Source organism: Exiguobacterium profundum (assembly GCF_042652865.1).
Lineage (GTDB): Bacteria > Bacillota > Bacilli > Exiguobacteriales > Exiguobacteriaceae > Exiguobacterium > Exiguobacterium profundum.
Genome location: NZ_JBHSHG010000001.1, coordinates 983,357 through 996,162 on the forward strand (window position 1 = coordinate 983,357; position 12,806 = coordinate 996,162).

General features: G+C 48.5%; 16 protein-coding genes. 5 read left to right on the forward strand and 11 right to left on the reverse strand.

The window, feature by feature from the left end:
- The first annotated feature begins 68 nt into the window (after positions 1–68).
- Positions 69–1,139 carry an N-acetylglucosaminidase gene (locus tag ACFO4U_RS05125; RefSeq protein WP_251131806.1) on the forward strand — a complete coding sequence of 357 codons (1,071 nt, stop codon included), beginning with the start codon at positions 69–71 and terminating at the stop codon, positions 1,137–1,139.
- 158 nt (positions 1,140–1,297) lie between these two features.
- Positions 1,298–2,062, forward strand: coding sequence for a 2,4-dienoyl-CoA reductase (gene fadH / locus ACFO4U_RS05130; protein ID WP_214690782.1), 765 nt, complete (start codon positions 1,298–1,300; stop codon positions 2,060–2,062).
- 34 nt (positions 2,063–2,096) lie between these two features.
- On the opposite strand, the gene ACFO4U_RS05135 is transcribed toward fadH, so the two are convergent.
- The 8 genes from ACFO4U_RS05135 to ACFO4U_RS05170 all read right to left on the reverse strand — a co-directional run bounded on the left by ACFO4U_RS05135 (position 2,097) and on the right by ACFO4U_RS05170 (position 7,838).
- Entirely contained in the window at positions 2,097–2,672 is a 576-nt protein-coding gene (locus ACFO4U_RS05135) for an HD domain-containing protein (protein ID WP_159562448.1), read from the reverse strand.
- A 2-nt stretch (positions 2,673–2,674) separates the two neighbouring features.
- Positions 2,675–3,349 carry a metal-dependent hydrolase gene (locus ACFO4U_RS05140; RefSeq protein WP_012726546.1) on the reverse strand — a complete coding sequence of 225 codons (675 nt, stop codon included), beginning with the start codon at positions 3,347–3,349 and terminating at the stop codon, positions 2,675–2,677.
- 30 nt (positions 3,350–3,379) lie between these two features.
- A complete protein-coding gene (locus ACFO4U_RS05145; protein ID WP_031423364.1) occupies positions 3,380–4,102 on the reverse strand; it encodes an amino acid ABC transporter ATP-binding protein in 723 nt (240 codons plus the stop codon).
- Positions 4,099–4,758: an amino acid ABC transporter permease gene (locus tag ACFO4U_RS05150; protein WP_012726548.1), complete on the reverse strand. Its 660-nt coding sequence runs from the start codon at positions 4,756–4,758 to the stop codon at positions 4,099–4,101. Before ACFO4U_RS05150 ends, ACFO4U_RS05145 begins: the two co-directional genes overlap by 4 nt.
- Before the next feature lie 59 nt (positions 4,759–4,817).
- The gene (locus ACFO4U_RS05155) at positions 4,818–5,609 is read right to left on the reverse strand and encodes a transporter substrate-binding domain-containing protein (protein WP_031423361.1); all 792 of its coding nucleotides are present in this window, start codon (positions 5,607–5,609) and stop codon (positions 4,818–4,820) included.
- A 182-nt stretch (positions 5,610–5,791) separates the two neighbouring features.
- Positions 5,792–6,133, reverse strand: a complete 342-nt coding sequence (locus ACFO4U_RS05160) for a DUF952 domain-containing protein (protein ID WP_012726550.1) — start codon at positions 6,131–6,133, stop codon at positions 5,792–5,794.
- A 56-nt stretch (positions 6,134–6,189) separates the two neighbouring features.
- Positions 6,190–6,618 carry a BrxA/BrxB family bacilliredoxin gene (locus ACFO4U_RS05165; RefSeq protein ID WP_012726551.1) on the reverse strand — a complete coding sequence of 143 codons (429 nt, stop codon included), beginning with the start codon at positions 6,616–6,618 and terminating at the stop codon, positions 6,190–6,192.
- Between the two features lie 35 nt (positions 6,619–6,653).
- Positions 6,654–7,838, reverse strand: coding sequence for a class I SAM-dependent methyltransferase (locus ACFO4U_RS05170; RefSeq protein ID WP_214690779.1), 1,185 nt, complete (start codon positions 7,836–7,838; stop codon positions 6,654–6,656).
- Between the two features lie 99 nt (positions 7,839–7,937).
- Here ACFO4U_RS05170 and ACFO4U_RS05175 point away from each other — a divergent pair, with 99 nt between their 5' ends.
- The 3 genes from ACFO4U_RS05175 (at position 7,938) to ACFO4U_RS05185 (ending at position 9,439) form a co-directional block, all read left to right on the forward strand.
- On the forward strand, positions 7,938–8,711 hold the full coding sequence (locus tag ACFO4U_RS05175; protein WP_012726553.1) for a sporulation protein: 774 nt from the start codon (positions 7,938–7,940) through the stop codon (positions 8,709–8,711).
- Positions 8,712–8,829: 118 nt separating this feature from the next.
- Positions 8,830–9,207, forward strand: a complete 378-nt coding sequence (locus ACFO4U_RS05180) for a hypothetical protein (RefSeq protein WP_215243845.1) — start codon at positions 8,830–8,832, stop codon at positions 9,205–9,207.
- Between the two features lie 16 nt (positions 9,208–9,223).
- Positions 9,224–9,439 carry a hypothetical protein gene (locus tag ACFO4U_RS05185; RefSeq protein WP_214690776.1) on the forward strand — a complete coding sequence of 72 codons (216 nt, stop codon included), beginning with the start codon at positions 9,224–9,226 and terminating at the stop codon, positions 9,437–9,439.
- A gap of 40 nt (positions 9,440–9,479) precedes the next feature.
- On the opposite strand, the gene ACFO4U_RS05190 is transcribed toward ACFO4U_RS05185, so the two are convergent.
- The 3 genes from ACFO4U_RS05190 to ACFO4U_RS05200 are packed head-to-tail and all read right to left on the reverse strand — an operon-like array spanning position 9,480 to position 12,796.
- The gene (locus ACFO4U_RS05190) at positions 9,480–10,799 is read right to left on the reverse strand and encodes a dihydrolipoamide acetyltransferase family protein (protein WP_251131805.1); all 1,320 of its coding nucleotides are present in this window, start codon (positions 10,797–10,799) and stop codon (positions 9,480–9,482) included.
- A 12-nt stretch (positions 10,800–10,811) separates the two neighbouring features.
- The gene (locus ACFO4U_RS05195) at positions 10,812–11,789 is read right to left on the reverse strand and encodes an alpha-ketoacid dehydrogenase subunit beta (RefSeq protein WP_012726557.1); all 978 of its coding nucleotides are present in this window, start codon (positions 11,787–11,789) and stop codon (positions 10,812–10,814) included.
- Complete coding sequence (locus ACFO4U_RS05200; protein ID WP_374193974.1) at positions 11,789–12,796, reverse strand: thiamine pyrophosphate-dependent dehydrogenase E1 component subunit alpha; 1,008 nt, start codon at positions 12,794–12,796, stop codon at positions 11,789–11,791. The genes ACFO4U_RS05195 and ACFO4U_RS05200 overlap by 1 nt, the downstream gene beginning before the upstream one ends.
- Between the last annotated feature and the right edge of the window lie 10 nt (positions 12,797–12,806).

Genomic DNA, 12,806 nt, shown 5'->3' on the forward strand with positions numbered 1-12,806 from the left:
CCCCTTCTCCATCAAATTGTTGACTAAATCAACTCGTTTGGCAATTCAAAAGTTTGGAAGTGATTTGATTGAAACGAAAGAAAAGACTTAAGGTTTGGCCGATGATTGCGACACTTAGTCTCGCCATCGCAGCCTTTTTATGGATTCAATCTTCCCGTGAAGACACCTATACCGTCGAAACGGTGACGAATGGCGACCGTGTCACGAGGTCGTTCGAATCTCTCGCAGAAGCAAAACGATACATGACGGCCGGTAAGAACCGGACGCTATTCTCCCCGTCTGGAGAAGTACTCGATTTTACAGGTACCGGAGTCGTCGTCACTCCGAGTGATGCTATCACAAACTTATATAAAGATGCATCATTTAAAACACGACAATCCTATGTCGCTGGCGGCACGAGACTTCAGCTACTTGAACGTGGAGAGGGTCACCTCAAAGTACGAATCTCCGGGGCAGATGTGTATGTCAAACCGGATCAAATGGCGTTATTCCCTGAAGCGGTTGTGAAGAGACGTGGATATTACGAGATTCGGGATGGTGACGTCTACCATACGGTGGAAGCGAACGCCAATCTCGCTGGTACATTCCTTGTAGGCCCGACCGAGAAACGCTCGGATGACCGTTTTTACACAGAACGTGTCCAAGACGTCTTTGATTCTCCTTATCAATTTGCATCGATTCGGACGTCGTCTCCATATTCGGCTGAAGAATTCGATCAATATTTAACGTCGATCGATTCACCGCTCGCTGGGGAAGGAAAGTCCTTTAAACGGGCAGAAGATACGTATAACATCAATGCCTTATTCCTGCTGGCGGTTGCCGGGCATGAGTCCCGATTTGGAACGTCCGATATCGCTCGAGACAAGCGGAACCTATTTGGGTTCCGCGCGACAGATGACGACCCGAGCGGGAATGCGACATCCTTTAAAACAATTGACGCCAGCGTACAAGCTGCTGCTGAATTGTTTGCGACTAAATATGTCACAGGGCCGTACGCTCGTGGCGATTATCCCGGGAACAAGCAGGAAGGCATCAATATCTTCTATGCATCCGATCCATACTGGGGCGAGAAAGTTGCTGGTACAATGTACACGATTGACCGTGAACTCGGTTTGAAGTACTTGAAAAAAATTCAATGAAAAGCAGCCCGGCTCATACGAGTCGGGCTGCTTGACGTCTGTATACGTTTCAGGACAAAGGAATGATTCAATATGAATCAACATCTTATTGAAGGATTTTCACATCACAAGACGAATAGTATAAATGAACGACCATTCATTTTTGAGGGGGAATTAAGATGAAAACGATTTGGATTACCGGGGGATCGTCCGGCATGGGGAAAGCGATGGCATTAAAATTTAAACAGGAAGGATGGAACGTCGCTATCAGCGGTCGAAACGAGGAACGACTACTAGAAGCGATGAACGATTTGAATTCAATCGATGCAGGTCAGGCGATGAGTGTGCAACATGACGTTCGTGACTATGAAGGATGCGCGAAAGCACTGGCTGACATCGTATCCGCTTATGGACCTGTTCACGCACTCGTCAACAATGCTGCCGGAAATTTTGTGTGTCCGACCCTTGATTTATCTCCTAATGGTTGGGCAAGTGTCATCGACATTGTCTTGAACGGGACATTCAACTGCACCCATGTTCTCGGGAAACATTGGGAAGCAGATGAAATCCGTGGCGGCTCCATCATCAACATGGTCGCTTCCTATGCGTGGCAGGCAGGTCCTGGTGTCGCACCGAGTGCGGCAGCGAAAGCAGGGGTCTTGAACTTGACGCGAACACTCGCGGTTGAATGGGGCTATCAATTCGGCGCACGGGTCAATGCCATCAGTCCTGGACCGATTGAACGGACAGGCGGCGCTGAAAAGCTCGTCTCCCACGTAAAAGAAGTAGAGCGTATTCGCCGTAACGTCCCACTTGGACGTTTTGGGACACCGGAAGAGATCGCGGACCTCGCTTACTGGATGGCATCAGACGACATGCGCTATTTAAACGGGGATTGCATCTCTCTTGACGGTGGTCATTGGTTGAACAAGCATCCATTCTAATCAAAAGGACGACCGAATATACTCGGTCGTCCTTTTATATGTCCACCCCATCCCATTCTTCATGAAACTGTTCTAGGAACTGCTGCATGAAAGCATGACGTGACATCGCTAGTTGTTTTGCTTTTGCGGTATGCATCATCGACGCCAGCTTCAACAGCTTGTCATGAAAATGTTGAATGGCACTCTCTTCCGACAAATCAAGCGGAGTTTTGCGAGAACCCGCGAACTGGAACGTTCGCGCAATCCCGATGGCCCCCATCGCATCAAGACGGTCGGCGTCTTGCAAGATTTCGCTTTCCCGGGTCGTTGGGGTCTTGCCTTTTGAGAAGGAGACCTCATCAATCACCGCCATCACCAAGTCCACTTGCTCTTCAGTGATGTCAATTGAGGACAGATGCTGTTTGACGAGACCGTTCGGACGACCGAGCTTATGATCTTCCACGTCGTGTAAATATGCCGAGAGGAGGAGAACCGTCCGATTGACCGGTTCATCCTCCATTAAACGTTCCACTAGTCGGACGACACGCGTAATGTGGGCGACGTCATGACCCGACGCGTCATCTGCATGAATCGTTCCGATGAACTCTCGCGTCGCTTGAATCACGTCCATGCTTAAATCTCGATCGTCGTATTCGGTTCAATCAAGAGACCTCGACGGTGCAATTGGTCACAAAACGCCTGAGCATCTTGTTTAATCGGCGGGAACGTATCAAAGTGGATTGGAACGACACGTTTCGCTTGAAGCCACTGCGCCGCATCTAAAGCGTCTGTTGGCCCCATCGTGAAGTTGTCTCCGATTGGAAGGAACGCGACATCGATTTCAAACCGTTCACCGTACATCTTCATATCGGAGAAGAGACTCGTGTCTCCAGCGTGGTAGACCGTCAGTTCGTTCGTCTCGATGATGAATCCGGCAGGCATCCCCATATAGACCGGTGTGTCTCCCATGTCAAAGCTCGAACTGTGGAACGCTTGCGTCATCGTGACGCGTCCGAACGGAAAGGCATGACCTCCCCCGATATTCATCCCATGGACGGAGAATCCTTTTTTCTCGTAATACGTCGCGAGCTCATGCGTCGCAACAATCGTCGCGCCAGATGCTTTCGCAATCAATTCGACATCCTCAATGTGATCGAAATGAGCATGTGTGAGCAACAAATAGTCTGGGCGTAGCGTGGATGGATCCACGTCTGTATGCGGGTTGCTCGTCAAAAACGGATCAATCAACACATTTACACCATCAATTTCAAACCCTACCGTCGCATGTCCGTAGTACGTGATGTTCATTTGCTTTCATCCTTCCCATGTGAAATCAGATTACAACACTTTCTCCAAGAAACGTTTCGCTCGGTCTGTTTGCGGGTTTAATAACAGGTCAGCCGGCTTACCTTCTTCCATCAGGATGCCTTCGTCGAGGAAGAGGACACGGTCTGCCACTTCACGGGCAAAGCCCATCTCGTGTGTGACGACGACCATCGTCATTCCCGTTTCGGCCAATCCTTTCATAACATCAAGTACTTCATTGACCATCTCCGGGTCAAGTGCAGATGTCGGTTCATCGAATAACATGACGTTCGGTTCCATCGCCAAGGCACGCGCGATGGCGACACGCTGTTTTTGTCCACCCGAGAGTTGGCTCGGATAGGCATCGATTTTTTCAGAAAGGCCGACACGTTCCAGTAATTTCTTCGCACGTTCCAGCGCTTCCGCCTTGCTGACTTTTAAGACGTTGATTGGTGCATACGTCAAATTGTCCAATACGCTCATATGAGGGAACAAGTTGAACTGTTGGAATACCATTCCGATGTTTTGACGCGCCTTCGCGACGTTCGCCCCTTTTTTCGTGAGCTCGAATCCGTCGACACTGACCGTACCGCTCGTTGGAATCTCAAGCATGTTTAAACAGCGTAGAAATGTCGATTTACCAGACCCGGACGGTCCGATGACAGCAACCACTTCACCACGCTCGATCGTCGTCGTGATTCCTTTTAGCACTTCTAAGTCACCAAATTGTTTGTGTAGGTCTTTTACTTCGATCATCTTCCATCACTCTTTCTTAACCGTTTTTCTAGACGTTGTCCAAGATACGTCAAGATCATCACTATCGTAAAGTATATCACACCGGCGAATAGAAGCGGTTCGAAGTAGATTGCCTTCTGCCCACCGACGATTTGCGCACGACGCATGATATCAAGCACCCCGACCGTCGAGACGAGGGCAGACTCTTTCGTTAACGTGATCATCTCGTTCACAAGAGCAGGCAAGATGTTCTTGAACGCCTGTGGCAAGATGATGGAACGTAACTGTTTGACATACGGGACGCCAAGAGCATCCGAAGCCTCCCACTGTCCTTTATCTACTGCTTGGATACCCGCTCGAATAATCTCTGAAATATACGCCCCCGAGTTGAGCGAGAAGGCGATGACCGCTGACTGGTACGGTGTCGTGATATATCCCGTCAGTTGCGGCAATCCGAAGTGGATGATGGCGAGTTGCAAAATGAGTGGCGTCCCACGGAACACCGCCGTATAAGCATGCCCGATAAAGTTAATCAGACGATTCGGGACAATTTTTAATGTAGCGACAACAATCCCAAGTGAGATTCCGATCAATGCCGAGACGATGACAACTTGGAACATGACTGGAATCCCTTCAAGTATGTACGGGATCGAATCATAAATCCGGCTAAAATCCATAGTAAGTTCCTCCTAAAAAAGGCTGACCGATTCATCTTCAGTCAGCCTCGTACGATTCATTATTCGGCTGGTGCAGCCTCTTCTTCAAACCATTTCTGTGCTAACTCTTCGATTTCTCCACTGTCGATCATCTTTTTCAACTCTTCGTTGAATTGATCGCGGAGTTCATCATCTTTACGGAAGGCAGCAGCAGAACCCGCTTCTTCTTCGTCCACGATCTCAAATGTCGTCAATTCACTGTCTTGCTCGAGGTATTTTTTCGCGACCGTATCTTCGATGACCATCGCGTCAATACGTCCTGTCTTAATTTCTTGAATGATCTCAGGAATCTTGTTCAACGAGACGATTTCAGCATCTGCGATTTGATCCTTTGCGATTCCTTCTTGAATCGAACCGAGTTGGACACCAATCTTTTTGCCTTTCAAATCTTCAAGTGATTGAAGTGAATCATCTTTTGACAAGATCAAGTTCACTGCTGTGAAATAAATATCTGAGAAATCGGCATTTTCTTTACGCTCTTCTGTCGGAGTCATCCCCGCCATGACGAAGTCGACTCGACCTGCATTGAGGGCCCCAAGTAAGCTTCCGAAATCCATATCTTCAATTTTCAATTCATATCCCATGTTCTCTGCCACTTTTTTGGCGATATCGATATCAAATCCGACAATCTCGTCGCCATTCGCTGTATCGACGAACTCATATGGGAAGTAATCGGCACTCGTACCCATGACGATGACTTTGTCATCCTCACCATCGGTCGATGTCGATCCTCCTTCGTTCACGTCTGCCCCACATGCGACTGAGAACGCGGCCAGTCCTGCTAAACATAATGCTAGAAAACCTTTTTTCATCTTCATCTCCCTTTCGTAGTTGAATGATAATTATCAGAACTTTAACAAAATTATGACATATGTGTGAACGTAGCTCAACTGTTCTATGACACATCAGTTGTCCGACTTGTGTCTTCAACCACTATATACACATAATTATTACTTGTAAAGTATATTCATGCAATTCATACAAAAAAAGAAGGTCACATTCGCTCGAAAGCGAAATATGTGACCGTTCCATTGTCGCGCGACCCGTACGGTTGCACCTGTTTGACAGAAGTCATGGGGATAGCACTGTATACATGCGGGTAACGTTCTCCATCCTCATCCAGCTCATAATGTAACAGCTGTCCGAGACGATTGACGTGCAACGAAACGAGCACGACCGCTTCTCCCGGATACGATTTTTTGACGACTTTTCCAATCTGTTGCGGCGTACAACATTTAATCGTCCCTTCCGATTGAAGTGACGGTTCATTGATTTCACCGCGTGACAGGGCAATCATATATTCTGCCTCCGTCATGATTTTGATGACTGGTTCCATATACCCTGCCCCTTTTCACAAAAGCGCAAAGGCAGTGCCTTTGCGCCGATGCTTGATTATGCGAAGTAGATGTCGAACAATGTTTGCAACTGGTCAACGAGTTCTTCAGCAGTCGATGACTCGATTTCACTACGCTCTACCATCGTCACGATGTTGCCATCCTCAAGAAGCGCGATTGATGGTGAAGACGGTGCATATCCTTCAAAATACTCACGTGCACGATCTGTCGCTTCACGGTCTTGACCAGCAAACACGGTCACGAAATGATCAGGCTTCACACCTTCCATTTTGTTCACATATGCAGCAGCTGGACGCGCAATCCCGCCTGCACACCCACAAACCGAGTTGACGAGGACGAGTGTCTTCCCTTCTTTTTTCAGCGCACCGTCTACTTCTTCCGGTGTCGTGAGCTCTGTGTATCCTGCAGCACGTACTTCGTTACGCGCTTGTTCGACTACATCTTGAAAATATAATTGAAAATCCATGTTGTTTCCCCTTTCGACATTTCGTCTGTACACCCTTATTTTACGTCTTGTTCTACCTCGAGGACAAGTCTATCGCTCAATTCCCGTTCTAAGAACGGATCTGCCTGTAACATTTGTTTAAAGGCGAGGTAACGTGTCTTCGTCTCAGCAGTCGCCTGGCGGTTCGTCAAGTAGGCACGAATCATGATATTTTTCGGGGTGTGCTCGAGGTCGATGAATTCGAGCAGCTGGGCATCATACCCGACAAGACCGAGCAGTTCAGCCCGAATCGAATCGGTCGCGAGTGAGGCGAACCGTTCTTTGATCAATCCGTGCTGAAGCATCACGTCTAGATTCGGTGCTTGAATTTGACGATTCAATTCCTTTTGACAACACGGGACGCTTAAGATGACTTTCGCGCCCCAACGGACAGCACGTGCCAATGCCATATCGGTCGCCACGTCACATGCATGAAGGGTCACGACCATGTCAACAGCTGTTTCCCCTTCATATTCATTAATGTCTCCGACTAAGAATTCGAGTCGTTCATATCCAAGATCTTTCGCAATCGATGCACACTCTTCGATGACCTCTTTCTTCAAATCGAGTCCTGTGATATGCACGTCATATCCTTTCATCTCATGAAGGAAATGATAGAGCGCAAACGTCAAATACGACTTCCCTGAACCGAAATCCAAGATTCGGACGGTACGGTCTGTCGGCAAGTGTTTAAGCGAGTCCTCAATGAACTCAAGGAAGCGGTTGATTTGTTTAAACTTGTCATACTTTTGACGCTTCACTTTCCCGTCCGCTGACTGAATGCCGAGTCGAATGAGAAACGGAACTGGCTCGTCAAGCGGGAGCACATATTGTTTTTCACGATTGTGACTCAGTTGAACTTCTTTTTGAGCCGTCTGCTTTTCTTTCAATGTCACTTTGAACTTTTTCGATAATTGGAACTGGAGGTCGGAATCTTTTAACTGAAACTGTCCTTGTCGGAACGTTTCGAGAAGCTCATTCACTTCCGTGACAGCCTCATCTGGTGTCAAGTTTTTATGGTTCATCACCCGCTCATACTGATACTCGAACTGGATATGATACGCATTTCGTAACATGACCGGTTTCAATTTGACCCGTCTGAGATCGCTAGATTTTTGACGGGGTTGACTGATGGTCGCCGACACGAGATGATTTGATTGTAAGACGTCTGCGAGACGTTCTTGTAACGCTTTATATTCCAATGGATTCAATCCTTTTTTAGAAATTTTGAAACATATCGTTTCACCTATCCGTACATACTATTACACGAAGACGACGTTACGTCAAAGGAGGATACACATATGTTTAAAAAGATTTTATCATCAATCGGAATCGGTGCCGCAAAAGTCGACACACGCTTGAATGAAAGCCACTGTACACCGGGTGGAGAACTCACTGGAGTCGTCCATATCGAAGGTGGTTCGGTCGAACAATCCGTCGATAGCATCTATCTCTTCTTCAACACGTTGTATAAACATGAGGTGAACGATAAATCGACATACTCGACGTTCACGATCGAAAAAATTTTATTGAATGAAGCACCGTTTATGATTGGTCCTGGAGAAGTGAAAGAGATCCCGTTCACAGTCAACGTCCCGTTCAATACGCCACTCTCTGTGAGTCAATCGAAATCATGGATTGAGACCGGACTCGACATCGCCCAAGCCGTCGATCCGAAAGATGAGGATGCGATCACCGTACAACCGAATGCGGCTCAACAAGTCATTTTAGATGCGATGGACGAGCTCGGATTCCGTTTGAAGAAAGCCGACACGGAAATGCTTCCGGCACGCCATCGTTCTGGGCGCCTCCCGATTGCACAAGAACTCGAGTATTCAGCGAACGGTTCACGCTTCGGTCGACAATTGGACGAAGTAGAGGTCGTCATCTTACAAGAAGAGGGTTCGATTGAACTTCTCATTCAAGTCGACCGCAGTGTCCACGACCTCGGAAGCCTTTTCGCCGATTTGACGGGTTCAGACGAATCAACGCACCGTGTGCGATATGACGTCGCACGTTTATCAGTTGCCGAAGTCCGTCGCGACATCGAATCGATGATTGAACAATCGATTTGAGGAACTCACTGACACGCCATTTCTATGAATGGCGTGTTTTTCTGAGGTATTGAATTTGATAATCCATTATTTTACAATCAACATATGGAATCAACCCTTTTCTGGAGGTGACTACATCTTGTTTGCTTTAATAATGATTGGGAGTTTCGGTCTTGCAACGCTTGCCTTACCGATTCTAGAGACTAGTCTTTCTGATTCACTCGCTTTCTTCACGCTTGGTGGGCTCGAAGTGCTGATTGGTTCGATTGCCATGTGTCTCATGCGCAATCCGTCGACAAACGCCTTATCCTTCATGAAGTTCATGCCCTATCTTGTACTATTGATTCATTTCCCTGCCTCACTCCTTTTGCTTTGGATTTCTTCGGTCAGACATGATGGGGTCTCTGCATTTTCATTAAACTATGTCTTTATATACTGGATCTTCCTCCTGTTCGTCGTAGTCAGCAGATTGATGTATCTTGCCTATCAACGACGATTTCAGAAGGCGCTTGATTAGAAAGGATGATTCAACGTTGCATTTACTTCAGTTACTCCAAGACCGAGCAATCCCGCTTACACTATTCGCGACGCTCGGCCTATTCAGTCTCGTGTTTGCATTTTCACTCTATAAATCCAAACAACGACTCTCCAAAGGACTCGTCACAATAGGCATGTCCTTGTCGTTCCTTCTCCTACTGATCTCAGCCGCAAGCTTCGTCTTCACGGTATTCCTTGGCTATAACTCATGAAAAATGGAGGCGCCCCACTGGGAGCGTCTCCATTTTTTAATCAATATACGGTATATGTGTTCGGGTCGATTGACTCGAGCGATTGTTTGATTGCTTGCAAGAACTGACCTGCGACGAGACCGTCGAGGACACGGTGGTCGACCGACATACAAAGGTTGACCATATCGCGTGCCGCAAACATTCCATTCATCCATACCGGACGCTTCACGATCGACTCGACTGATAGAATTGCCGCTTGTGGGTAGTTCAAAATCGGTGCCGATTGGATCGAACCAAATGCACCTGTGTTGTTGATGGTGAACGTCCCACCACGCATCTCTTCTGCCTTCAAACGGTTCTCACGCGCTCGCGTTGCAACGTCTTGAAGGGCCACGGCGAGACCTTTGATGTTCTTCTCATCCGCTTGGCGAATGACCGGTACGTAAAGGGCGTCGTTTGCCGCGACGGCTACCGAGAGATGGATGTCTTGGTGAACTTTGATGTGATCTCCTGCCCATTCCGAGTTCATCATCGGATACTTCTTCAATGCTTCGATGGCAGCCTTCATGAAGAACGGCATGAACGTCAATTTGACGCCTTCCCGTTTCATGAACTCGTCTTTCAATTTCGCACGGGCTTCAACGAGGTTCGTCACATCCACTTCAATCATGAGCCATGCGTGTGGCGCCTCATGCTTCGAGCGGACCATATTGTTCGCAATCGCTTGACGTACCCCGGCTGTCGGAATCGATTCATAACGTCCAGATGACGTCGAGGATGATGCGACCGGTTGTGACGGTTCAACGACAGGACGTGGCGCTTCAGTCGGAACGTCCATCTTTGTTTGTACCATCGTCTCTTGGACAGGTGCTTGTGTCGCTTTCTCAGAAGTCGATGCCGGACGTCCTTCTGATAAGTAACGAAGAATATCTTTCCGCGTGATCCGACCGCCTAGACCGCTTCCGCTCAGTTCATTCAAATCGATATCATTCTCGTTGGCGAGTCGGATGACAGCAGGTGAGTATCGACCGTTTCCACTTTGTTTTTTCGGAGTAGTGGCGACCGCTTGCTTAGAGACGGGTTCTGCAGGTGTCGTTTCTGCAATCGGTTCGGTCTTCGTCTCAACTACGGCTTCCTCCGCACTTTCAACTTCCATCGTCAATACCGGTGTCCCGACGCTGACGGTCTCCCCTTCTGGAATGAGAAACTCTTTGACGACTCCCGCGCTAGTCGCCGGAATCTCGGCCGTCACTTTATCCGTCATGACTTCCGCGAGTGGTTCATACTCTTCCACACGGTCGCCCGGTTTGACGAGATAGGTCGTGATCGTGCCTTCTGTCACACTCTCCCCAAGTTGGGGCATGGTAATCGTTTGTTCCATAGAGATGCCTCCTTAAAACGCCGCGAGCTGACGCGCGCGCTCGGCAATTTTTTCTGGGGATACGATAAAGAATTTTTCCATCGGTGGTGCATACGGCATTGCCGGCACATCGGGGCCAGCCAAACGCTCAATCGGCGCATCGAGTTCGAAGAGCGCCTTCTCCGCGATAATCGCCGCCACTTCTCCGATGATGCTTCCTTCTTTGTTGTCCTCTGTCACGAGTAGCACTTTACCTGTCTTCTTGACCGATTCGATGATCGCTTCTTGGTCGAGCGGGTAGACGGTACGAAGATCGAGGATGTGCGTGCTGATCCCTTCTTCTTCGAGCGTTTTCGCAGCCTCTTGTGCCATATGCACGCAAAGACCGTACGTGATGATCGTGATATCGTCACCTTCCCGTTTAACCGCAGCCTTACCGATTTCAACCGTATATTCGTCCGTCGGCAAGTCTGCCTTCAAAAGACGATAGGCGCGCTTATGTTCAAAGAAAAGAACAGGGTCGTTCGAACGGATTGCTGCTTTCAACAACCCCTTCGCATCGACTGGGTCTGATGGAATGACGACTTTCAGACCTGGCGTCGAACTGAACATCGCCTCGACCGATTGCGAGTGATAGAGTGCCCCGTGAATGCCCCCACCGAAAGGAGCTCGGATGACCATCGGACACGTCCAATCGTTGTTTGAACGGTACCGAATTTTTGCCGCTTCTGAAACGATTTGGTTCACTGCTGGCATGATAAAGTCTGCGAATTGCATTTCTGCGATCGGTCGCATGCCGTACATGGCAGCTCCGACCCCGACTCCGGCAATCGCACTCTCAGCGAGCGGTGCGTCGATGACACGATCCTCTCCATACTTTTCAATCAATCCTTGAGTGGCTCGGAATACACCACCACGAACGCCGACGTCTTCCCCGACGACGAAGACGTTTTCGTCGCGCTCCATTTCTTCATGAATCGCTTCATTGATCGCTTCGATAAACGTTTTCATCATTTTTCCTCCTCATAGACGTAATCTAGTGCAGATTCAGGCGATGCATACGGTGCTTTGTCCGCATATGTCGTCGCTTCATTCACTTCAGCATCGATTTGTGCATCGATTTCAGCAAGTGTCTCCGCCGTTGCGATTCCGTCGTTCACAAGTCGTTGACGGAACAATTGAATACCATCCCGCTCTTTTAACCCAGCCAATTCTTCAGCTGAACGGTACGCTTTGTCATCGTCATCCGATGAGTGTGGCACGAGACGTTCAACTTCTGCTTCGATTAATGTCGGTCCTTCTCCGCGAAGTGCACGTTCACGCGCTTCCTTCACGACCGCATAGACGGCGATCGGGTCTGTCCCGTCGACTGTCACACCTGGCATGCCGTAACCTTTTGCACGGTCTGATACGCGCTCACATGCCAACTGTTTCGTAAGCGGAACCGAAATCGCATACTTGTTATTCTCACAGAACAAGATGACCGGCAACTTGTGGACACCTGCAAAGTTTGCGCCTTCATGGAAGTCTCCTTGGTTCGAAGACCCTTCTCCGAACGAAACGAACGTGACGAGTTCTTCTTTTTTCATCTTCGCCGCAAGTGCGATCCCGACTGCATGAGGGACTTGTGTCGTGACCGGAGACGAACCCGTTACGATGCGATGCTCTTTCGAACCGAAGTGACCAGGCATCTGACGACCACCTGAGTTTGGATCTTCCGCTTTCGCGAATGCCGATAACATTAAATCTCTTGATGTTTGACCGAAGTGAAGGACGACCGCCACATCACGATAGTAAGGCAAGACGTAGTCGATTCCTTTCTCGAGTGCGAACGCCGCACCGACTTGCGCCGCTTCTTGTCCTTGACATGAGACGACGAATGGGATTTTTCCGGCGCGGTTCAACTTCCACATCCGTTCATCGATTTTGCGAGCACGTACCATCGTTTCGTACATCGCCAATAAATCTTGTTTCGTTAAACCAAGCTCTTCATATGAGTTTACAGTCATCTGTTCCATCCTTGTTCCT

Coding starts and splice junctions, on each gene's coding strand:
- fadH (WP_214690782.1), top strand. CDS start 1,298: ATGAAAACGATTTGGATTACCGGGGGATCGTCCGGCATGGGGAAAGCG.
- ACFO4U_RS05135 (WP_159562448.1), bottom strand. CDS start 2,672: ATGGACGTGATTCAAGCGACGCGAGAGTTCATCGGAACGATTCATGCA.
- ACFO4U_RS05140 (WP_012726546.1), bottom strand. CDS start 3,349: ATGAACATCACGTACTACGGACATGCGACGGTAGGGTTTGAAATTGAT.
- ACFO4U_RS05145 (WP_031423364.1), bottom strand. CDS start 4,102: ATGATCGAAGTAAAAGACCTACACAAACAATTTGGTGACTTAGAAGTG.
- ACFO4U_RS05150 (WP_012726548.1), bottom strand. CDS start 4,758: ATGGATTTTAGCCGGATTTATGATTCGATCCCGTACATACTTGAAGGG.
- ACFO4U_RS05155 (WP_031423361.1), bottom strand. CDS start 5,609: ATGAAAAAAGGTTTTCTAGCATTATGTTTAGCAGGACTGGCCGCGTTC.
- ACFO4U_RS05160 (WP_012726550.1), bottom strand. CDS start 6,133: ATGGAACCAGTCATCAAAATCATGACGGAGGCAGAATATATGATTGCC.
- ACFO4U_RS05165 (WP_012726551.1), bottom strand. CDS start 6,618: ATGGATTTTCAATTATATTTTCAAGATGTAGTCGAACAAGCGCGTAAC.
- ACFO4U_RS05175 (WP_012726553.1), top strand. CDS start 7,938: ATGTTTAAAAAGATTTTATCATCAATCGGAATCGGTGCCGCAAAAGTC.
- ACFO4U_RS05190 (WP_251131805.1), bottom strand. CDS start 10,799: ATGGAACAAACGATTACCATGCCCCAACTTGGGGAGAGTGTGACAGAA.
- ACFO4U_RS05195 (WP_012726557.1), bottom strand. CDS start 11,789: ATGAAAACGTTTATCGAAGCGATCAATGAAGCGATTCATGAAGAAATG.
- ACFO4U_RS05200 (WP_374193974.1), bottom strand. CDS start 12,796: ATGGAACAGATGACTGTAAACTCATATGAAGAGCTTGGTTTAACGAAA.